This is a genomic window from Nitrosomonas sp., assembly GCF_021731985.1.
GTDB lineage: Bacteria > Pseudomonadota > Gammaproteobacteria > Burkholderiales > Nitrosomonadaceae > Nitrosomonas.
In genome coordinates this window covers 15,327-33,733 of the sequence record NZ_JAKFWH010000006.1, presented here as the reverse complement: position 1 = coordinate 33,733, position 18,407 = coordinate 15,327, and the positions used below count along the sequence as shown (strand labels likewise).

General features: G+C 42.6%; 28 protein-coding genes, 1 tRNA gene and 1 pseudogene. 11 read left to right on the top strand and 19 right to left on the bottom strand.

All coding sequences use genetic code 11. From position 1 onward, the window contains the following. Positions 1 to 3: 3 nt before the first annotated feature. The 15 genes from QZ942_RS00585 to QZ942_RS00515 form a co-directional block, all read right to left on the bottom strand. On the bottom strand, positions 4 to 1,524 hold the full coding sequence (locus tag QZ942_RS00585) for a hypothetical protein (protein WP_292992572.1): 1,521 nt from the start codon (positions 1,522 to 1,524) through the stop codon (positions 4 to 6). Further along, positions 1,517 to 2,497 carry a hypothetical protein gene (locus QZ942_RS00580; protein WP_292992571.1) on the bottom strand — a complete coding sequence of 327 codons (981 nt, stop codon included), beginning with the start codon at positions 2,495 to 2,497 and terminating at the stop codon, positions 1,517 to 1,519. The genes QZ942_RS00585 and QZ942_RS00580 overlap by 8 nt, the downstream gene beginning before the upstream one ends. A gap of 6 nt (positions 2,498 to 2,503) precedes the next feature. Then, positions 2,504 to 3,157: a helix-turn-helix transcriptional regulator gene (locus tag QZ942_RS00575; RefSeq protein ID WP_292992570.1), complete on the bottom strand. Its 654-nt coding sequence runs from the start codon at positions 3,155 to 3,157 to the stop codon at positions 2,504 to 2,506. 55 nt (positions 3,158 to 3,212) lie between these two features. After that, positions 3,213 to 3,707: a hypothetical protein gene (locus QZ942_RS00570; RefSeq protein ID WP_292992569.1), complete on the bottom strand. Its 495-nt coding sequence runs from the start codon at positions 3,705 to 3,707 to the stop codon at positions 3,213 to 3,215. Positions 3,708 to 3,711: 4 nt separating this feature from the next. Further along, positions 3,712 to 4,065: a hypothetical protein gene (locus QZ942_RS00565; protein ID WP_292992568.1), complete on the bottom strand. Its 354-nt coding sequence runs from the start codon at positions 4,063 to 4,065 to the stop codon at positions 3,712 to 3,714. Between the two features lie 279 nt (positions 4,066 to 4,344). Continuing rightward, positions 4,345 to 4,752: a hypothetical protein gene (locus tag QZ942_RS00560; RefSeq protein ID WP_292992567.1), complete on the bottom strand. Its 408-nt coding sequence runs from the start codon at positions 4,750 to 4,752 to the stop codon at positions 4,345 to 4,347. A 10-nt stretch (positions 4,753 to 4,762) separates the two neighbouring features. Beyond that, on the bottom strand, positions 4,763 to 5,470 hold the full coding sequence (locus tag QZ942_RS00555; RefSeq protein ID WP_292992566.1) for a hypothetical protein: 708 nt from the start codon (positions 5,468 to 5,470) through the stop codon (positions 4,763 to 4,765). Further along, positions 5,467 to 6,159: a DNA methyltransferase gene (locus QZ942_RS00550; RefSeq protein WP_292992565.1), complete on the bottom strand. Its 693-nt coding sequence runs from the start codon at positions 6,157 to 6,159 to the stop codon at positions 5,467 to 5,469. The genes QZ942_RS00555 and QZ942_RS00550 overlap by 4 nt, the downstream gene beginning before the upstream one ends. Positions 6,160 to 6,162: 3 nt before the next feature. Continuing rightward, complete coding sequence (locus QZ942_RS00545) at positions 6,163 to 6,372, bottom strand: hypothetical protein (protein ID WP_292992564.1); 210 nt, start codon at positions 6,370 to 6,372, stop codon at positions 6,163 to 6,165. A gap of 354 nt (positions 6,373 to 6,726) precedes the next feature. Next, positions 6,727 to 7,077, bottom strand: a complete 351-nt coding sequence (locus QZ942_RS00540; RefSeq protein ID WP_292992562.1) for a hypothetical protein — start codon at positions 7,075 to 7,077, stop codon at positions 6,727 to 6,729. A 105-nt stretch (positions 7,078 to 7,182) separates the two neighbouring features. Then, on the bottom strand, positions 7,183 to 7,389 hold the full coding sequence (locus QZ942_RS00535) for a hypothetical protein (RefSeq protein WP_292992561.1): 207 nt from the start codon (positions 7,387 to 7,389) through the stop codon (positions 7,183 to 7,185). Positions 7,390 to 7,419: 30 nt separating this feature from the next. Then, positions 7,420 to 8,238: an ATP-binding protein gene (locus tag QZ942_RS00530; RefSeq protein ID WP_292992559.1), complete on the bottom strand. Its 819-nt coding sequence runs from the start codon at positions 8,236 to 8,238 to the stop codon at positions 7,420 to 7,422. Next, complete coding sequence (locus QZ942_RS00525) at positions 8,207 to 9,010, bottom strand: hypothetical protein (protein ID WP_292992557.1); 804 nt, start codon at positions 9,008 to 9,010, stop codon at positions 8,207 to 8,209. The genes QZ942_RS00530 and QZ942_RS00525 overlap by 32 nt, the downstream gene beginning before the upstream one ends. Next, positions 9,003 to 9,317 carry a hypothetical protein gene (locus tag QZ942_RS00520; RefSeq protein ID WP_292992555.1) on the bottom strand — a complete coding sequence of 105 codons (315 nt, stop codon included), beginning with the start codon at positions 9,315 to 9,317 and terminating at the stop codon, positions 9,003 to 9,005. Before QZ942_RS00520 ends, QZ942_RS00525 begins: the two co-directional genes overlap by 8 nt. Before the next feature lie 34 nt (positions 9,318 to 9,351). After that, positions 9,352 to 9,600 (bottom strand): hypothetical protein, encoded by a 249-nt coding sequence (locus tag QZ942_RS00515; protein ID WP_292992553.1) that lies wholly within the window; start codon positions 9,598 to 9,600, stop codon positions 9,352 to 9,354. Here QZ942_RS00515 and QZ942_RS00510 point away from each other — a divergent pair. Continuing rightward, complete coding sequence (locus tag QZ942_RS00510; RefSeq protein WP_292992551.1) at positions 9,599 to 9,916, top strand: hypothetical protein; 318 nt, start codon at positions 9,599 to 9,601, stop codon at positions 9,914 to 9,916. The genes QZ942_RS00515 and QZ942_RS00510 overlap by 2 nt on opposite strands. An 83-nt stretch (positions 9,917 to 9,999) precedes the next feature. On the opposite strand, the gene QZ942_RS00505 is transcribed toward QZ942_RS00510, so the two are convergent. The 3 genes from QZ942_RS00505 to QZ942_RS00495 all read right to left on the bottom strand — a co-directional run bounded on the left by QZ942_RS00505 (position 10,000) and on the right by QZ942_RS00495 (position 11,069). Further along, a tRNA-OTHER gene (locus QZ942_RS00505) sits at positions 10,000 to 10,065 on the bottom strand. Positions 10,066 to 10,179: 114 nt separating this feature from the next. Beyond that, a complete protein-coding gene (locus QZ942_RS00500) occupies positions 10,180 to 10,776 on the bottom strand; it encodes a hypothetical protein (protein WP_292992549.1) in 597 nt (198 codons plus the stop codon). 41 nt (positions 10,777 to 10,817) lie between these two features. Continuing rightward, positions 10,818 to 11,069: a helix-turn-helix domain-containing protein gene (locus QZ942_RS00495; RefSeq protein WP_292992547.1), complete on the bottom strand. Its 252-nt coding sequence runs from the start codon at positions 11,067 to 11,069 to the stop codon at positions 10,818 to 10,820. 77 nt (positions 11,070 to 11,146) lie between these two features. Here QZ942_RS00495 and QZ942_RS00490 point away from each other — a divergent pair, with 77 nt between their 5' ends. From QZ942_RS00490 to QZ942_RS00450, 10 genes and pseudogenes are all read left to right on the top strand, one after another. Continuing rightward, positions 11,147 to 11,590, top strand: coding sequence for a hypothetical protein (locus QZ942_RS00490; RefSeq protein WP_292992545.1), 444 nt, complete (start codon positions 11,147 to 11,149; stop codon positions 11,588 to 11,590). A gap of 72 nt (positions 11,591 to 11,662) precedes the next feature. Continuing rightward, positions 11,663 to 12,427: a PEP-CTERM sorting domain-containing protein gene (locus QZ942_RS00485; protein WP_292992543.1), complete on the top strand. Its 765-nt coding sequence runs from the start codon at positions 11,663 to 11,665 to the stop codon at positions 12,425 to 12,427. A gap of 17 nt (positions 12,428 to 12,444) precedes the next feature. Continuing rightward, positions 12,445 to 12,786 (top strand): hypothetical protein, encoded by a 342-nt coding sequence (locus QZ942_RS00480; protein WP_292992541.1) that lies wholly within the window; start codon positions 12,445 to 12,447, stop codon positions 12,784 to 12,786. Between the two features lie 315 nt (positions 12,787 to 13,101). Then, complete coding sequence (locus tag QZ942_RS00475) at positions 13,102 to 14,376, top strand: Y-family DNA polymerase (protein ID WP_292992540.1); 1,275 nt, start codon at positions 13,102 to 13,104, stop codon at positions 14,374 to 14,376. A 54-nt stretch (positions 14,377 to 14,430) separates the two neighbouring features. Further along, positions 14,431 to 14,796, top strand: a complete 366-nt coding sequence (locus QZ942_RS00470) for a hypothetical protein (protein ID WP_292992539.1) — start codon at positions 14,431 to 14,433, stop codon at positions 14,794 to 14,796. An 11-nt stretch (positions 14,797 to 14,807) separates the two neighbouring features. After that, positions 14,808 to 14,873 (top strand): annotated as a pseudogene (locus tag QZ942_RS13995) (PEP-CTERM sorting domain-containing protein); the annotation flags it as partial. A 112-nt stretch (positions 14,874 to 14,985) separates the two neighbouring features. Continuing rightward, the gene (locus tag QZ942_RS00465) at positions 14,986 to 15,294 is read left to right on the top strand and encodes a hypothetical protein (protein ID WP_292992538.1); all 309 of its coding nucleotides are present in this window, start codon (positions 14,986 to 14,988) and stop codon (positions 15,292 to 15,294) included. Beyond that, on the top strand, positions 15,278 to 15,841 hold the full coding sequence (locus QZ942_RS00460) for a toxin-antitoxin system HicB family antitoxin (RefSeq protein WP_292992537.1): 564 nt from the start codon (positions 15,278 to 15,280) through the stop codon (positions 15,839 to 15,841). Before QZ942_RS00465 ends, QZ942_RS00460 begins: the two co-directional genes overlap by 17 nt. Continuing rightward, positions 15,838 to 16,269, top strand: coding sequence for a hypothetical protein (locus QZ942_RS00455; protein ID WP_292992536.1), 432 nt, complete (start codon positions 15,838 to 15,840; stop codon positions 16,267 to 16,269). The genes QZ942_RS00460 and QZ942_RS00455 overlap by 4 nt, the downstream gene beginning before the upstream one ends. Positions 16,270 to 16,477: 208 nt before the next feature. Next, positions 16,478 to 17,395 carry a three-Cys-motif partner protein TcmP gene (locus tag QZ942_RS00450; protein ID WP_292992535.1) on the top strand — a complete coding sequence of 306 codons (918 nt, stop codon included), beginning with the start codon at positions 16,478 to 16,480 and terminating at the stop codon, positions 17,393 to 17,395. On the opposite strand, the gene QZ942_RS00445 is transcribed toward QZ942_RS00450, so the two are convergent. Then, entirely contained in the window at positions 17,390 to 18,139 is a 750-nt protein-coding gene (locus tag QZ942_RS00445; protein WP_292992534.1) for a DUF5131 family protein, read from the bottom strand. The genes QZ942_RS00450 and QZ942_RS00445 overlap by 6 nt on opposite strands. Positions 18,140 to 18,407 lie beyond the last annotated feature (268 nt).

Genomic DNA, 18,407 nt, shown 5'->3' with positions numbered 1-18,407 from the left:
TAATTAAACACCAGCAAACATATCATCAACTTTTTCCTGGGCGGTTGCGGCCACTGATCCACCAGAACCTCCCACTCCACCTTCCGCAACAATATAATTCACATCTTCCAAGAAAAAAAAGCAGACCGCATCCCACAAATCCGGCGAACCCATACCATCCCATTCAGTCGAGCCTTTTGGTGGCACCCGAATACGTCCCTTGTCAGTGAATGTCTTGGGAATCCGTGACGATTGATCGAGCATCACGTTTTTATAATCCAGTGTCCGCACAGATAACCGGCCTTCCTTGGCTGCCCTGGCCGCTTGATGCATGGCTTGCGCGCGAAGATTGAGGTATCTGTCCTTATTCTTGTTTTTGAAGCACGGATTGCCCCAGTTAACCCGGTGAACTACCTTATTCAAATCTTCCAAGTCTTGACATACATTGATACCCAGACCGCCTGAATCAACAACATGAGTTACATTGCTGTACTCAGCACCCTCATCAGCCAGATAACCTGAAAACATGTTCGAGCGGATCTTATTTGTTAAAAGGGGTATCCTGACTATTTCAACACGCCGCGCGTCCGGTCCCATATCACCATAACCAATGACGCGCCCGATAACGCACGACGATTTATCCCGCAATCCTTCACCTGATGCGATATCGCCGCTGACAATCCAGCCGAAATTCTCATTGTCATCAATTATTCTCCCTCGCCGGTACATGGCCTCGGCCACCTTCCTATTCATCATGTGCTTTGACGAATCCTGCGGTGAAATTCCTAACAGGCGAACGTTTCTCTCATCATCGTCGTACTGGTCCCACAGCTCTTTGAGCGATGCATCGCTAACGAAAGGCGAATCAAATGAACTGAACCTCAGATTGTTCCATTCACCGCCATTGCTGATTGATAATTCATTCTGGGTTCTGTAGAAGAAACCGGCATTGCGCGTGAACTGGCTGGTTAAAAGCATCCGGTTATGCTGCTCTGTCAGCGCCCCGGATAAAGTGGTTAATACCGCATCCGGCAGTGTTGACGCTTCATCACCAATCACCAGCAACCATTCACCGTGTCGACCGGCCATTTTGTTCGCGGTCTTTTCATTGGCTGTTTTGCTCTCGGTAAACCATACCGGCTCAAATCCTTTTATCCGGCATGAAGCATCGGCCAGTATTTCAAGATGTTCTGCAATCCATCCGTGCCTGCCGCGCCTGATGCGTTCGTGCGATATCCCTATTTCCTTCCATACTGTGGCTTTGAGCTGATCCATGTCGTTCGCAGTAAGCAGCGTAATCGACATGGGGTAGCACAACTGATGCCACAAAACGATAATTGCTATACCGGCTGTCTTGCCGGTACCGTGACCTGATGCAACAGAAGTACGCGATCTCGACGGCGATACGCTGGCAAATAGCTCATTTTGTTGCCGCGAAGGGTGTATTCCTACTACTTCTACTGCGAATTGCTCAATGCTTCCTGCATAGCGTTTGCAAAAAGGCAACCAGCGCGGATCTTCGGGAAGTAGAACTCGTTTAGTCATCAATCAAACCAGTATCGTGATCTATGACAATTCCAAGCCGCTCGCGCCTGCCGATAAGCATTTCATCACGCTTTCTGGCAACCTCCAATGCTTCAGCGTAAACAGCATCAAGCACTTCTTTGGGCGGGAATACATTGAGATTGATATCTTCTTGAACCTCGACTTTATTCTTCCATTCTTTGGGTCTGCGATTAAATAACCACATTCTTTGTGCTGCAACGTCTGGTGGGATTTGCCTTCTTAGATTCCTGACTCCTTCACCAACAACAATCTTTTCTTCCTCGACATAGTGCTTCCCGGTCGCTGATTTGTAAGTTGACATAGCCACATCAGCATCAGCTTCCATCTTCCCTTCTTCCATGGATGCCAAAAACTCCGGATGCTCATTCTTCCAGTTTGTTATTGTGTTTTTCGATACCCCAAAATACTTGGCTATCTCTTCATCAGTCACACCCAATACACATAATCTATGTACTTGATCGTTATACTCTTCCCTATAAAGTGTAGGTCTGCCCCCAGGATTCTTATCAGCCTCTTCGATGGTTTCCTCGATGGTATCCGGCTCGTCATTGATGGTATCCGAACCATCATCATTGGATACCTTGGATACCATCGCTGTTTGGGATACCTTGGATACCTTGGGCTTGGATACCTTCTTGCTATTCCCTTTGCTGGCGGGGTGCACGGGCGATTCTTTAGGTGAGTTGTCGAGTGCCTTGACGGGTACCTTGGAATTCCTGGATACCTTGCTTGCAACTCTTGCATTTTTTGCAACAGTTCCGATAAGGGCTTCTGGCTTGCTTCCTGCTTTTTTAACCCATCCCTCACGTATAGCAACCTTTCTCAGCGCTGCTCTCGTCATCGGGATACTCAGCTCATCAATAATCCACGCATAACCCTCACGCGGGTCTGATTCCCATGTGCTGCGTACTTTCGCCCACTCTTCCGGGGTTAATTTCGGTTTTGCTGCCATGATTGATTACAACAATTGCCGCTGTACCGGCTTATCGGCCTGGGAAACAATAACAGCACCTATCCCTGATACCGCGCACTGATTGCTGAATCTGGTTACCGTTCTCTTACATGTACCCGTTAAATTAAATAATCGGTCAACTGATGCAAGCAATTTCGCCCCGCCGCGCATGTCATCGAATGTTTCTGAATTAAGCTCAATGAACCTTCTAAACGCATCTTGCACATCCTGCGATGCAGAAAATAGTCCGGTTACCGTTTCGCTGATAGCATTCATCCTTATTTTAAGCTTCCTCAAAACTTCCAAATCTTTCTGGCGACCGGCTTCCCATGCTTCCATCATCCATTTGGCCATATCGCGCTCTTGTAATGCCCTGGCACTCATTTCCCAGTCATCTGATTCGCCATAAATGTAATCGATCGATACGTCATAGAGTCTTGCGGCTCTTAGAACCATCCAATGCGGAACTGAATTTGTGTCTGTACCACCCTCGATCTTGGCAAGCTTAGTCTGATTGGCATAACCCAAACGCCTAGCAGCTTCACCCTGAGCCATGCCTATTGATTCTCTTGATGCGCGCAGCCTGATGCCCATGTTCTTTGCCAGTGCTGCACGTGAATTTGCTTTAGGAACTTCTAAGACCGGCTTTTCTTCGACCATAAACTATTTACCTCGTGTATTTGTCGATATTTATTCAGTGATACTGCAATTGCCGTTATTCAAAAACTTCAATTTTCCAACCGCCGCCTTGTTTATTGGATTTCTTCTGAACAGCTATAAATCTGAAAGGAAATGATTCTGCCGCAACCTTAATTTTCACCCGTGCGTCATCCATCCAATGACCCTTTACTTCGTGCGCCTCAAGATCACCGGATGCTTTCATTACAAAAAAATCTACCGTGTAAAACGTGCTATCAGCCAATCGCAGCTTTATAGCCTCAAACTTCCACCAAACAATCTCACCGCACGCTTTTAATCCTTCCAGATATTGCGAATAAGCAATCTCTGTTTTATTCATCCTGCCGGTTTTCATGCGACCAAGTGCCTGCAGGTTGCGCATTGTTTCGCTTCCTGAGTTTCCTTGATTGATTGCGGCTAGAACTGATTTAATACTTGGGACTAACGCAGGACCTTGGCCGGCAACCTTTAGCGTGCCGTTTTTAATACGATTCTCAATATCCTTCTTGAATGCGGGTGAGTATCCGGTCATTTTTTTATGAATCCAAATCACTATTCAACTGTTTCAGCTTGTCTGCGATTTGGTACAGATAATCAGCATTGTCATTAGTATGTAAAAAGCTTATATGGAATCTGCCATTATGTTTTACTAGATCACCAACAGCATCGCCGCACTCATCCATTACATTGATAACACCATCGTCTTGCTCTATGAATTGCAGGGTATTGCCGCCATTTAATTCAAACAGTTTTGCCGCTATCTGGTGCAGAAATGATGCGCTTGTTACTCTAAAATCTAAATGCTGAACTCCCCATACACCATCTTCTTTTATGAGCTGCCCGACACATCTGCGGTCATTGCAGGTTGTCCAAACATTGATCTGTTCCACATATCGTGTTTCCCTGAATTCCAGCATTTCACTCTCCATTTATAGACTGTTGGCGGCATAGCGACTCGAATCGAACGAGATTCCCTCTATTCTGCGATTTTCACGCAGCGCGACCATGCGACCTTTGTTACCTACTTATCAGATTGCTCTCACCAACAGGAGGCAGCACTAAAACCAAATCTTTTACGATTGCAGAACCTTGCTTGTGTCCCGGTTCCAATGCCGCCATCTCTTGAAGCCTTACTAACAAGTCACACGCAATCACTTGTACTCGCTGAATTAAATTTCCTTGCTTACATCCACCAACCAAAGGTAATCTTCAACTGTTTTAATTGGCCTTGTTTCACCTTCATCAATACCGGCCTCGTACCCCTTGTCACCGCATTCATTTTCAAAAAGGAACCAATCAAGACCGACCTTGGTATCACCGATCAAGGTGGCAACAATACTGATTTGGTCAGCAAGAAGGTCATTCACGAACCGGTATAAGCAGGTATCGCTATTAAGCCCCGGATAGTCACCGAATAATTCATGGAATTTCCTCATGAATTCGCTTTCTCGCTTTACGTTCTCAACTAACTTTTGAACCAGCTTAGCCCTGTACTCTTTTGCTGGATCTTTTTGTTCTACAGGCTCTTTTGCAGGAGCATTAGCCGGTGTCGTGTTTTCAGTAACGAAATCTGTCATTTATGATCCCCTATGCCGCGTAATTATTAATAACCCTGCCAAACAAATATTTCTCAAAATCATCAAGCATTTCCTGCGTAATTTCTGACAGGCTTTCAAGTCCAAGAGAATCCTTAAATGCTGCCTTTATACGATCTGCTGTGAGTCCTACAGCATGCGGCAACATGACATCATGACGATCTTCGTGGCTGGCAGATCCTTTGTGGGAACCGTGCGCCCAAGTCATGTGGTGCTTGCAACATAAAGGCACGCCGTACCAGTGCAGCGGTTTAATTCTTACCCCTGAATTCGCCGATGTCTTGACGTGGTGCATAACAACATCGCCATCGCACGGCTTTATATGTGGCGCAAACTTGATTCCGCAGCACGGAAGCGATTGAACGTACACTTTGTGCATTTCCTGGGTATAGAGTCCCTTCTCTTCCATGGCATCCCAAAGCTTGGGATTGCGGAAATAGCCATCACGGTGCATGCTTTGAGCCAGATAATTAGCTTCTTTTTTATCCGGTTTCCGCTGCTCTTCATGTACCGGCGATAGAATTGGCGAATTAATTACCATCGGAGCGATTGCAACCGGCATATCAATTTGCCCAAACAATTTAAAGAACAACTCTCGATAGACTGGGTCAATATCGATCTGAACTCTGATCGTGCCGTCCACAAGCTCTTTCATACTTCGCCTGGTGCCTGATACTGCTATGGCTTCGTTTTGGCTCATGCAAACAGCCTCTCTTGTTTTGCGTATTCATCTACTCGCTCGCATGCCGCATGGTAATAATCAATATCCAATTCGCAGCCAACCATTTCAAAACCCATGTTGTTACAAGCTATTGCGCTCGATCCTGAACCAAGGTGCGTATCAAGTATTTTCTGTCCTGGTTTCGCATAATTGAGCAGCAACCATTCGTAAAGCGGCACCGGTTTTTGCGTTGGATGAATGCGCTTATCGTTTTTGCGAACATCGCCGCCAAAACTTCCTTGGTGCATGCCATTCCACATATATTTGAATACACGCACAGCAGTATCGAATGATGCATAAGCCAATTCAGCATCAGCAAATGTGCTTGCTCCATTAACTTTGTCCCACACAATCCAGCATGGAGAGCTAGAATCAAATAGACCGGCAAAATGATTTGCACCCCAGATAATCTGTTTTTTGCTCACGCGCTGCAGTTCAATAAAATATTCTCTATCCGGCACTTCCCAAGATTTGCACTCACCATAGTGTTTGGCACGTTGCACACCAAGGCTTGAATATCCTTTGCCGTAATAACCCGCCCTGTTCGGACCATCAAAATAAGGAGGATCAACAATAGCCAAATCAAAATGCTTATCAGCCAACGTCTGCATGTATTTCATGCAGTGAACGTTGATGATCGTGGCGTTTCTGATGGTTTGTTGGTTCATTTATTACTTATAGATCAAATACTGAACACCAAAGAACTGACGAACTTCAAGAATGCTGTAGCAAGTATTGAATTCCTGCTTTTCACCGAAATGCTTGGCCAAAAAATATAGCCAACCTGGCGCATTCTCGGACGCTTTAGCGGTAGCGTTCCAATCTTTAAAAACTTGCTCTAATTTACGTTTCGTTATCATTACATTTGCTCTAACTTTCACTTTAAAACTCCTTGTTATTGTTTATTCTTCTGTTGTCTATCTAAATCAATTATCTTTTTAATTTCTCTTAGGTTTTCAATACTAAAAGCTTCAAAAGTACACCGACGAATCCGGTCGCAAATAACTTTCTTTTCAATTACTTCTCTTCGTTCATTTGTTAACTCAACAATATGCGTTTTCGATCAACTAGGAGAACCAACCGCCCTACCATTTAACTTACTAAACCTCTCGCCACAATCAGCAACAATCATGGTCTTGGTGACGCGATCTACTTTAACAATGCGCTCATCGCAGTACCGGCAAACGCAAACTTCATCACCTGTTTTTAGGTTTTTTAGCCAATCGTACATACAATCAACCCCACAACTCATTGCCGTGGCACAAATCTTTTTCAGCATTGCTGATACATTTTTCCTCAGCTTCTTTTGCTGTCACAGCGCCGCATTCAATGCACCTCTGCTGGCTTGTGTCTGGCTCATTTGATTCTGGAATATAGGAGAAGCATGGCAACCACCCATTGCAATCATCAATATCGATTTTCATCCCGCCGTGAATCAGAAAAACCTTGTCACGCTCTTGACTCAAGATACCCATTTCAAGACATGAGCTAAAATTGCAGTCGATCATCACTTTCTTTCTAACCGGGCAATCGCTCATCGGTTTAAGCTCAGTGACAATTATCTTTTCGTCTTTTTCGAGAATCATTTGCCCATCAACCCACAAACAAGACCAATCACAAAACCAATAGTTATTCCCGCAAACATGGCCATAATTACCATTTTCGATAAACTGGTTTTTGTTAGCTTAATTTCATTTGTCATTTTCTTTTTTCCCCTTCCTTTTCCTTGCTCTCAACTCATTCATGATCTGATCTGCAAGTTCATCACCGTACAATCTTCGCCAAAAAGCTATGCAGCTAAATTTGTACTCTCTGGTAATACACATTTCGATAAAGTCAGCACCTTCTTTTACTGTCGGTTTTCTGTACTTAGTTTTATCTTCTGCAGGCTTATCCAAGACAGACATTTCTTAACAGCAACTTGATGCTCAAATATCACCAGAATCTTGCATTGCTGCGTTTGGTCTGTAGCTTTCCCAGTCGAAAGTAATGCGGGTACTTCCGCCCTGACGAAACCGGTCATAAGTGGCTTCTCCAAGCACTTCGATTAATTCGTCACGGTTCATATTCGTTGCAATCATCGTGGGTAGTTGGGCTTCGTATCGCGCATCAATCAGTCTGAAAAATGCGTCTTGTGCGCTTTTTGCGTTGCTGCTGCGGCCTATCTCATCGATCATGATCAAATCGACCTTGGCTATGTCATTCAACCAACCTTCGCGCTCTTCAAAACTCTTTGCCCAGTAAGCATCAAGGTACTGACTTGCTTTGACTCGAAGCACTGAAAAGCCATCACTTAACAATTTTTTGCTTATCGCTGTGGCAAGATGATTTTTCCCAGTACCTGGGCGACCGCAAAGCAGAAGGCAGGCTCCATTTTTGCGATGAATTGCAAAGTTTTCAGCGAATGATTTGCATTGATGAAGCGCCTTTTTCTGAACATCAGTTGAAGTCTCGTAATTATCGAAGTCACAACTCAAAAAACGCTTAGGAATGTTGCTTTTACCTAACAATCTAGCGGCATTTTCCAGCTTTAAACACGCCGGACATCCGGGAGGTCTGTAACTGCGTAAAACACCGTTCGTATCCTGCATGTTCGCTGGATATTGACCATGGGTATCGCAGATTCCGAATTCTTGGATAAATTCAGATTTTTTGGCCTTATCCATTGCGTTTCCAATCGCTATTTCTGCAAGATTAGAAATGTTTTGCATTTCATCAAACCGATTCGACTGTTTGGTACTTTCCATGATCCGATCCTGTTTTTCCCGTTAATTCCGGTAGCGTTCCTATTAACAATTTTCCTTTTAATTCCAATGCTCTTTCGCGCTGTTTCTTGACGATTCCAAGCATGTACGCAAATCCAGACTTCTTGTCTTTGGCAGTTCTGGCAGCATGCATAAATTCATCTATAGTCGCTCCAATCCTTAGCAATTCAATGAACTCAGGATGAGATTGGTTGATGTCGATAATTCCGATTTTTTTTATGGCAATACACACACTCGCTGAAAGGGATAAATCGCTACTCTGTTGGGAGGGATAGGTAGTGTGTGTTTCTTCTATTCCCTTACCCATTCCCCTACCCTTACCCAAACCCAAACCCAGGCGGTCATCTGTTTGCATATCGCTGTCACATGTCTGCGCTTCGCTGTCATCTGTCAGCAGATTGCTGTCAAATGTATTCTTATTGCTCTCAATTGATTCTTGAGGCGCAGGATATTTTTCTTTACTTCTAACTCTTTGCTCCCATTTGTTTATGATAAAGAAAGGTTTATTGTTAACTTGGTAGGATGTAATTAAGGTTGCTTGTTGAAGCTCAACAAGCAGTTTCTCTATTTTTGATGGAGTGAATGAATCTTTGAGAGGGAAACACTGGCTTTTTATTATTTGGACTCGACCATCCATGCGTCCAAAGTCATCTGCAACTACAAGCAAGCGATAGAAAAGCACCTCGCTGTCGCTTGACAGCATATTGATGGCATCTGACGTACAAATGCCTTCTTTTAGCAAACGGTTAGGCATTATCGTTACCCAAAGAAAAACCCAGCACACCTAAGGAGGAAGGTGTGCTGGGTTTATTGGCAACAAACTTGAATAAAGCTACCATCCGACTACGCGTTCTAAGGCGCGCTGGTTGCTGCGGTATTTCCAAAAAATATGAGAGATGGAAGATTGTTATATTACCCGATTGTTTTATTAATTGCAAATGATTCTCATTTGCAATGATGCTTTTAATTAATCCATCCATCCGTCTACGCACGGCATTTTGTGCTCTGGATGGTGCGGTGCGCTCATCATTATGGAGATTCCATGACGAATTCTTAATCATTTGTTCTTTGCTCTTAAAGAATTGATTTCTTTGTTTACGCATCAATATTGGTTAATGTTTGCGCTTCATCTAGCAACGGAATCTTTTTAAAATGTCGTCTTGCAGAAATTGGAAGACTACTTATATAGTCCCCGTCCTTTAATACGCGCCACGTGAATTCTGCTAAAAATTGAGCACACTCATAGGCCGTGATATCTTCGGTAGGCTCGAACGAATAGAATTCTTTTCGTTGCTTAGTTTCTTTCTTCGCAATTATTTTCTTTTTATTAAAAGGCCAAAACATGGTTATTCCTTTTGAAATTATTGAAGTTGATTCATTAAAAATGTTGAGTGCTGTCTTCATGTTTGCTGGCACTATCCTTGTGTCATTGCGGGTCACTAAAATACTAAAAGCACTTTCTTTCGCAGTTGAAGCCCTCGATCTGAATGCACAAATTTCCGCAGCCATAAAAAGAGGCGAAGCCATTCCGAATATTCAAATGTACGGTATGCATGGACAGGCAATAGAAGCAGAAAAAATTGGCACGAGACTTCTTATTGCAGGATTTTCTATGCAGGTTATTGGTGTTGCATTTAATGTCATGTCTTTTCTTGTGTAATCAAAAAATGTAGTAAGGAATAAAAAACCCAGTGCGCTAAACAAGGAGTAAAACAAAACGCACTGGGCTGCTGTAAAACCGGGAAGAGCTGGCAGGAATCGAACCTGCGCACATGAAGGAATTGCATGTGCTACCACTAATACAGCTCTTGTGTATGAAACCCAATTCAACACTCCACCGATATCTCGTATCGTTTTGATGCTGTTTCCAGCACTTGGGTTAAGAGGTTTATTCATGGTCTAGTGAGGTTCACATGAATTCTGTTATTTACTGCCTTTGATTGGCTGTACATTCAAGGCTGATAATTTTGCATTTACTGATAACCTGGAAATTTTTGCACTTCGTTCGAGTTCTGCTAATTCCTGTTGAGCCTTAGCCAACTCTTCGTATGTTTCTCCATCAAGTAAGTCTGTCAGCGCATTACAGGCTTCCGAGCCTTCTTTTATCAATGCCTTTAAGTGCGAAATTGGCTTATCTTCAGAGGTTTTTACTTGCTGCCAAACTGATTCAGCAACAATATCCATTGACCGCAGCATTTCATTCAAACAATGAAGCCTTATGTCATCTGGCAATGCTTGCAGGATCACTGAGAGAAAGTTTGAATCAAGGAAGTTTTTGTCTTTTGTACGGTCATCAAGCCAGCGGAATATGCGCGTTGCATTTACCCGATTGCGCGTGAATATGTCAGGGTGACTTGAGAACTCTTCCACCCCAGGCAATCCGTTTGGATAAACCTCATGGTATTTGTTGACTATCGCCTCCGCTGCAGTTTCGCGGCTCCACTTATTTGCTGATTTCCACTCTTCAACATGGTCAGAAACAACTGAAATCCACGATCTTTTATGCGATTTATGTTGCATGACTTACCTCGACAATGTTTCTAAACTGGAATGATGAAAAATCATGCCGCTTCTTCTGAATTTGTTTGGCGTAGATACGACCAGTCGATATCAGCTCGCAATTGCTCGCATTTAACTTTCCCATTTACTAATTTTTCAATTTCAGGGCACCGCTTCGCTGGAATTGGCCTTATACCGTGTATCCATTGGTTAACTGTTGGGCATGAGACTTGTAGCAAGCGCGCCAAAGTACATTGCCCGCCAACTATTTCGCATGCATTTTTTAAATGATAATTAACGGTTTCTGTATTCATGTTTAACATTATTAGGCCACGCCTAATAATTGTCAATAGGAATTGCCTATATTCTTTTTTGGGTCGAAAATTAGGCGATGCTTAAAGGAAAAGAATTGGGTTACGCAATAGCTGAAGCTATCAAATTAAAAATAGCTTCTGGCGCTGTTTCGTCAAAGAAAGAGATTGCTGACTATTTCGGCATACAGCCGCCATCGATACACGATTGGATAAAGAAAGGGTCGATCTCTAAAGATAAATTGCCAAAGCTTTGGGATTATTTTTCTGATGTGGTAGGCCCAGAGCATTGGGGATTAAAAGAGAAACCACCCGTCCCGTCGATAGAGGAAACTTCAGAAGATAAAGATCTATTAGATCTGCTTGGTATTGAAAAGAACAATTTAGATTTCGATCAGATAGAGATAATCAGAGCGGTGATGAAAATAAAAAAAGATCATCGTCCTGATTTAAAAAAAATCGTTAGAAGATTTGCTGATTCGACAGGAAAACCAAAGAAAAATGATGTTAATGGAGACAAATAACGTTGTTTTTTTAAACGAGTGGTGCGATGAAGAAGAATGTAAGTGCAAGAACTTAATTAAAAGAAAATAAAAATGAAGAAAAAACTAATAGCAGCATCAATAGCAAGTGTTTTATCAATAGGGCTAGCATCAAATTCAGCGGCAGAAACAATCACTTTTGATGGCTTGGCTGGCAACTATATGCCGGGAGAGTATTCTCATGATAGTGCGTCGACAGTGCTTATCAATAGCGCAGTAGCTTCTATTGGAGGATTCCAATTCGCTAGTAGCGGCGTAGGTTTAAATCCATCTATCGGAGCTGATAATGGATTAATTTTTGTTGATATGCAAAATTGGGGCAGCAATCCGGGGCTTTCTGGGGCTGCAATAGATACGTTCCTGACAGCTTGGAACGGGACCGATTACGCTATGTTTTCTCCATCATTAACGTTCAATCTTGCCAGCAATGAACCGTTTTCTCTCAATGGCTTGGACTTGGTTATGTGGCAGGCTGGTTATGGTGAGACTCAGGCTACCATTACTGGTAATTTTGTAGGCGGCGGCTCAATCAGTCAATCTGTGGGACTTGATGCCACCGCCCTTAATAGCGATATTCAGATTGGGAATGATTTCACTCACCACGATCTGACAGGATTCACCAATCTAGCAAGCGTAACAATCACGAAAGACACCACCAATTTCCTAGCGATAGACAACATTAATGTAACGCTGCCGCCAGTTTTTATTCCAGATCCTGATCCAGTGTCGCCGGTACCAGAGCCATCCACCTACGCGATGCTGCTGGCAGGTCTTGGATTAGTTGGGTTTATGGTGCGGCGTAGGAATAGACAACAGTAGCTTGCGGTAATCGTATCTTGGAAAGAAAAATTGAAAAAATCATAATCAGCGCCATAAACATTATGAAACAAGCAATTTTACAAATATTCAGACCAGAAAAGGATTCCCAAGGAAGCATTCCTCATGAAGCTAGTCTCGCTTTAGACGAAATTTCACGTATTTATAGAGAGAGATGCAAAAATCTCTCGAATACTGGCGAAAATCTTGAAGCGCTCGGCGAAAACTGTTGGCTATTAGACCTGGGCACCGAAGTGCATACCTTAAGTTTGCTTGTGACTCTCGCTGAGCGTCGATGTCTTTCATATAGGATTGCCTTTTTAGATGAAAAGCTAGACTGGATACCATACGGTAAAAAATAAGTTAATTCATAATATGCTGCTATAGAATCAGGAAAAGGCAATTTTTCCGACTAAGCCACTAATCTTTACTGCGCTGATTGCAATTGCAACCATCTGGATCTGGCTTTTCCCATAAAGCCAGATCCAGATCCTGTTCCAGAACCAGGTCCGGAAGAAAAATAAAGAATGAAAATAAACCCAGCCTTCTTCACACCCCAAAGCAAAGTCGGCTGGGAGGCCACTCTGGATGAGAGCGATATGAACTTTTCGGATGCTGAATTCATTTTATCTTCTATTTTGTACGCCAGAACACGAAAAATATTAATAGAGTAAATCATGCCCCGCTTAATTGCCCTCATCGATGTCAATAATTTTTACGTGAGTTGCGAGCGGGTATTTAATCCAAAGCTTGAGGGCGTGCCTGTTGTCGTTCTTTCGAATAATGATGGCTGCGCGGTAGCAAGAAGCAATGAAGTCAAAGCCCTGGGCGTTAAGATGGGTCAGCCATGGTTCGAGATGAAGGATTTGGCAAAGAAACATGGAATCATTGCTTATTCATCCAATTACACACTCTATGCCGACATGAGCAGTCGAGTGATGAGCATACTCTCTGAATACAGCCCTAATCAGGAAATCTACTCGATTGATGAATGCTTTCTCGATCTCACCGGATTTCAGAATCAATCTACTTATGGCCATGGCATCAGACAAAGAATCAAACAATGCACAGGACTTCCGGTATGCGTAGGAATTGGGTCAACCAAAACGCTCTCAAAGCTGGCAAACCATATTGCCAAGAAAAATCCAGAGTTCAGCGGCGTGTGCGATCTTAATTCATTATCCCCTACCCTCCATGACGAGTGGCTCAGCCGCATTGAAGTTGGAGAAGTATGGGGAATCGGCAGGCGCCTGGCACCACGACTCAATAAACATGGCATTAAGACAGTATTAGACCTGAAACACGCAAATCCAAAGCGATTGAGGGAGGATTTTAGCGTGGTCATGGAAAAAACTATTCATGAGATTAATGGTACACCCTGCATAGCAATGGAAGAAATATCGCCTCCCAAGAAGCAGATCATCAGTTCTCGATCTTTCGGAATCACGGTAAAAGATCTCGCTAGCCTGGAAGAATCGGTTTCCTCACACATCGCCAGAGCGGCAGAGAAATTACGCCGGCAGCAATCGTATGCCGGATCGGTGCAGGTATTCATCACCACCAGCAGATTCAATAAGCCGGAAGAGAACTATCATAACGATTTCAAGATCAAGCTGCCAACTCAATCTGCAGATACTATCTTGCTGACCAAAGTTGCCCTTTGGGGACTCCACAAAATCTACCGGCGCGGCTATAAATACAACAAAGCTGGGGTGATGCTATCCGACTTGGTAGATAGCGAGCATCGGCAAACCGATCTGTTTGGGCTCCGGCTGGAAGATAGCAAGTCGAAAAGATTGATGAAAGTTATAGATCAAATTAACGCCAGGATGGGCAAAGGCACTATTAAGTTAGCATCCGAAGGTACTGATCAGTTATGGAAGATGAAACAGGGTAGTAGAAGCCCAGGATACACAACTGATTGGGACGAGTTGGTTTCGGTAAGCGACTAGATATTTGGTTAATACGTTTATAAAACAGAAATGATCAAATTAGGAGAAAATATTATGAAAAAATTTCTTATAGCGCTTTTGTTACTTGTACCCGCGCAGTCATTCGCGGCTGGGCCATTCGATGGCATTTGGGAAATAAAACCTTACGGATATGCCATTGTTTCCGAAAATAACAATGAAATGATTATTGTTGCTGTGTATAACGACGATTATGGGGGAGATTGGGTGGCTTCAAGAGGTACAAGGACAGATAATAAAGCCCGTATCACCAATATCACCGGAGAAGGCAATATAATCTCTGATATAGAAATTAAAACGGATACAATCGCTGAAATAACACAAGTATCTTGCATCCCCAATATTGGATATGAATGTTTGTTGCCGGATGGCTATAAGATTACAGCGACAAAAGTCTGGTGATTTCATAACACACCTACGCGATGCTGCTGGCCGGGTTGGGGTTGGTTGGGTTTATGGGGATGCGCAAGAAGACCTAAAATTATAGTGATCAATGAGAGGAAGTTTTAGATAATTATCAGGTCATAAAATTAATGTTAAATAAAATCTCTTTCCTTCCGATTACTTGCTTATGATATTGCCTGTGATATCATGAACAAGAAGAAATTATCTGAAATTAAGAAACAGTTGAGTAGTTTACGTAAGTCCCCCTTCAATATTAACTCTAAGATTTTAGTTAATATTGCTAAAAAATTAGGTCGCTTAAAAGAGAATCATGGTAAGGAACCTTATTATGAAAGGAAAAATATCCCGCCACGGCTAAACGGTTCATTAAGTATCCCTCATCGGGATGAACTCAAACCTGGAACAGCGAGAAATATTATTGATTTTCTTATTAACGATGTTGATGAATGGGAATTATTTTTAATAGAAAATGAATCAGATGAAAAAAACCAATAAACATCACTTAGACAAAATAAAAGATATTTTGAGGAAACCCTATGCTCGACAACTTATTCCGGACGTGACTGGCGGGTTTACAGCATTGATACAAGAATTTCCAGGTTGTTTTGCTGAAGGAGATACCCCGCAAGAGGCACTCGATAATTTGAATGAAGCTGCTTTCTCTTGGCTAGAAAGTTCTCTATCTAATGGCTATCCTGTTAGGGAGCCAATAGATTATTCTGGCTATAGTGGAAAGATAGCATTGCGTATACCACGCGGACTGCATAAACAAATTGCAGAATTAGCGGAATTAGAAGATACCAGTATTAATCAACTGATTGTCTCAGCAATCTCTGAGTATGTTGGTTGTAAAAATACAGAGCATGTTTTTTTAAAATCCATACAAGACCAATTCTTTTCTATCAAAAATGACTTGCGTAATACGATTTTAGTCGCTTACCCGCCTCAAACTATTAGCAATAAACAAATGATTGCTTTTAAAGGAAAGACAATTAGTATGGCGGAAAACACTCCCTCAGAACATTTTATTACCCAGCAATGAAAAAAACATCTCAAAAAAAAGAAGTAAAGTTTTATTTGGCAGAAGATATTCGACTTGAATTGAATAATCGTCCTATCATAATCGGCCTATACCCAAGAGATCGAATTGTCATTACTTTACCTACTGATATACCAGCCCTTTCCAAAGAAGCGGCTGTCATGATTCCAAGTGTTTCTATATTAGCTAGTTTAGTTGGTTTTGAAGGTAGTTTTGCAGTAAATATAAGTCTATATGCGCCAGATACCACGGTATTAATAGAAAATAGTGAATTAGGTCATATAGTTGATGAAGGAATTAATAGCGCACATAAAGAAGCTAATTTAATTGCAAAATTTGTTCCATTTAAGGTTACGCAACTTGGTGAATATAAATTAGTAGTTTCAATTAAGGAAACCGATTTAGAATATAAGTTTAGAATTGAAGTGTAACTATTTAATTTTAATCCAATTCGACCACTAATCCGCTCCGGCTGGTTTTTATTGCCTGTTATAACCGCACCCCTTCTACCGCCTACCCTTTCGTTCTTTCCCTTACCCTTACGATATCGCGGTGAATTCAAGTTTATCAAAAATTTTACGTTACCAAGTAATTGGAAATATGATATTTTTTATTATTAAACAGAACTAAGAGGGGTGTATGGTAGAACCTATCGGAGGTGATAATGGGCTGTTGCCAGATGAAGACGAATTAGACAATGTCTCACGCGATCAGCACTCCTTCGGCGGGGCTTGGACTCTCATCAAGCTAGGGGCGTTAGAGAAATATCTGGCTGCGTTCAATACTGTTCTCAGCAAACAAAGTTTTACCCGTCTATATATCGATGCTTTTGCTGGTACGGGACGGTGCGATATCAAAGTCGATGGTGAGAATAAAACTATCGATGGCTCTGCACGCAGGGCATTGGACATCAATCCAGCATTTCATAAATTCTGTTTCATCGAGCTTCACTCGAAGAAGTTAATGGCATTGAATGCTTTGAGATCAGAGCATCCTGGAAAGATCATTGAGATTATCCAGGACGATGCCAATAAGGCATTGAAAACCTTGTGCACCCAATATCATTGGAGACGGGAGCGTGCCGTACTGTTTCTTGATCCGTTTGGAATGCATGTTGAATGGTCAACGTTGGAAACTATTGCTAAAACCGGTGCGATTGATGTCTGGTACTTATTCCCGTATGCCGGACTGTATCGACAGGCAACAAAGAACGCAGACGCACTTGATGCCGACAAAGAGGCATCACTAACGCGCGTACTTGGGACTGATGAATGGCGCAAGGTATTCTATGTCCAGAATCCACAATCAGATATGTTTGGCGGAGGAAATGGCGATGTGCGTGATATAGATCACCCTCAGATGCTGAAATTTGTATCAAAGCAATTGAAGACTTTGTTTCCCGCAGTGACTGAACCAAAAATTCTGCACCGGGGCGGAAATTCAAGAAATCCAAGTGGCCCTCCACTCTTCGCCCTGTATTTTGCATCATCCAATCCTAGCCTTAAGGCGCATGGACTGGCGACCAAAATTGCAAAAGATATTCTGAATTCACTATAAGGACGAACCCAAAGCTTTCGGATAGTCATCCCATGTGCGTTCACGAAAAATGCGCCCGTTAGCCTTTTTGTCACGCTTAACACCGTCCGCACCCCAACCACCCCATTGTTTGAAGAAAAAAGCCACATCCGATTCTTCACATTGTTGCTGAATATTAATAACCCATTCAGCCTTCATTGGTCTGGCTTTGTGTCCAGATTCACCGCCAACAATCACCCAGTGAATGCCGGTTAGATTCATTTTCCCCACATCTTCGAGCAAGGGTTCCACTGAAAGAAATCTAATTTTTGCGTTTACTTGCCTCAAGTAATCAATGCGTGGCACTCCATATTTCTTATCTTCTACTGATACGCCAAGCCATACGTTATCAGGACATTTTCGCAGGTTGAAATATACCGGCAACCGTTCTGCTCGTTTGGTTAGTATTTGATAGGTATGCTGCGGAGTATTTTCGATAACTTCAAACACCTTATCCAAGAATTCATCAGAAACGCCTTCATGAAATAAATCGCTCATGCTGTTCACAAAATAAACAGTTGGCTTCTTCCGGAGTAAAGGCTGGCTAAGACGATTTTCATGAACAGTGAGATTGAATTCGTTTTCATAGCCAGGCGTTCCCATTGCATGTAACCGCCTTGCCATTACTTCTGCATAACAGTTTTTGCAACCCGGTGACACCTTAGTACAGCCGGTAGTGGGATTCCAGGTTTGCTCCGTCCATTCTATTGTTGATTGAGTAGCCATATTCGCATCTTAGTAATTAATTTCAGATTGTTCAAATAAATCTCCCTGCAACGCCCTGCCCGGCCTTCAAAGCAACGCTTAATTTCAACTTGAGTTTGGAGTATAGCAAATAATATTAGGCTTTGCCTATTGACAAGTAGTTAGGCATGGCCTAATATCATCACATCAACACAACCACCATGAATCGTTAAGCGTAGGTGAGTGCTGATAAGCAAACAAACGGAGCGAATAAAAATGATCAAGTGCGTAATAACAATCAGGACTGCTG

What these genes read in the sequence shown, in the direction of transcription:
- QZ942_RS00585 (WP_292992572.1), bottom strand. Translation starts at nt 1,524, where the DNA reads ATGACTAAACGAGTTCTACTTCCCGAAGATCCGCGCTGGTTGCCTTTT.
- QZ942_RS00580 (WP_292992571.1), bottom strand. Translation starts at nt 2,497, where the DNA reads ATGGCAGCAAAACCGAAATTAACCCCGGAAGAGTGGGCGAAAGTACGC.
- QZ942_RS00575 (WP_292992570.1), bottom strand. Translation starts at nt 3,157, where the DNA reads ATGGTCGAAGAAAAGCCGGTCTTAGAAGTTCCTAAAGCAAATTCACGT.
- QZ942_RS00570 (WP_292992569.1), bottom strand. Translation starts at nt 3,707, where the DNA reads ATGACCGGATACTCACCCGCATTCAAGAAGGATATTGAGAATCGTATT.
- QZ942_RS00560 (WP_292992567.1), bottom strand. Translation starts at nt 4,752, where the DNA reads ATGACAGATTTCGTTACTGAAAACACGACACCGGCTAATGCTCCTGCA.
- QZ942_RS00555 (WP_292992566.1), bottom strand. Translation starts at nt 5,470, where the DNA reads ATGAGCCAAAACGAAGCCATAGCAGTATCAGGCACCAGGCGAAGTATG.
- QZ942_RS00550 (WP_292992565.1), bottom strand. Translation starts at nt 6,159, where the DNA reads ATGAACCAACAAACCATCAGAAACGCCACGATCATCAACGTTCACTGC.
- QZ942_RS00540 (WP_292992562.1), bottom strand. Translation starts at nt 7,077, where the DNA reads ATGATTCTCGAAAAAGACGAAAAGATAATTGTCACTGAGCTTAAACCG.
- QZ942_RS00530 (WP_292992559.1), bottom strand. Translation starts at nt 8,238, where the DNA reads ATGGAAAGTACCAAACAGTCGAATCGGTTTGATGAAATGCAAAACATT.
- QZ942_RS00525 (WP_292992557.1), bottom strand. Translation starts at nt 9,010, where the DNA reads ATGCCTAACCGTTTGCTAAAAGAAGGCATTTGTACGTCAGATGCCATC.
- QZ942_RS00520 (WP_292992555.1), bottom strand. Translation starts at nt 9,317, where the DNA reads ATGATTAAGAATTCGTCATGGAATCTCCATAATGATGAGCGCACCGCA.
- QZ942_RS00510 (WP_292992551.1), top strand. Translation starts at nt 9,599, where the DNA reads ATGGTTATTCCTTTTGAAATTATTGAAGTTGATTCATTAAAAATGTTG.
- QZ942_RS00515 (WP_292992553.1), bottom strand. Translation starts at nt 9,600, where the DNA reads ATGTTTTGGCCTTTTAATAAAAAGAAAATAATTGCGAAGAAAGAAACT.
- QZ942_RS00500 (WP_292992549.1), bottom strand. Translation starts at nt 10,776, where the DNA reads ATGCAACATAAATCGCATAAAAGATCGTGGATTTCAGTTGTTTCTGAC.
- QZ942_RS00495 (WP_292992547.1), bottom strand. Translation starts at nt 11,069, where the DNA reads ATGAATACAGAAACCGTTAATTATCATTTAAAAAATGCATGCGAAATA.
- QZ942_RS00490 (WP_292992545.1), top strand. Translation starts at nt 11,147, where the DNA reads ATGCTTAAAGGAAAAGAATTGGGTTACGCAATAGCTGAAGCTATCAAA.
- QZ942_RS00485 (WP_292992543.1), top strand. Translation starts at nt 11,663, where the DNA reads ATGAAGAAAAAACTAATAGCAGCATCAATAGCAAGTGTTTTATCAATA.
- QZ942_RS00475 (WP_292992540.1), top strand. Translation starts at nt 13,102, where the DNA reads ATGCCCCGCTTAATTGCCCTCATCGATGTCAATAATTTTTACGTGAGT.
- QZ942_RS00470 (WP_292992539.1), top strand. Translation starts at nt 14,431, where the DNA reads ATGAAAAAATTTCTTATAGCGCTTTTGTTACTTGTACCCGCGCAGTCA.
- QZ942_RS00465 (WP_292992538.1), top strand. Translation starts at nt 14,986, where the DNA reads ATGAACAAGAAGAAATTATCTGAAATTAAGAAACAGTTGAGTAGTTTA.
- QZ942_RS00460 (WP_292992537.1), top strand. Translation starts at nt 15,278, where the DNA reads ATGAAAAAAACCAATAAACATCACTTAGACAAAATAAAAGATATTTTG.
- QZ942_RS00455 (WP_292992536.1), top strand. Translation starts at nt 15,838, where the DNA reads ATGAAAAAAACATCTCAAAAAAAAGAAGTAAAGTTTTATTTGGCAGAA.
- QZ942_RS00450 (WP_292992535.1), top strand. Translation starts at nt 16,478, where the DNA reads ATGGTAGAACCTATCGGAGGTGATAATGGGCTGTTGCCAGATGAAGAC.
- QZ942_RS00445 (WP_292992534.1), bottom strand. Translation starts at nt 18,139, where the DNA reads ATGGCTACTCAATCAACAATAGAATGGACGGAGCAAACCTGGAATCCC.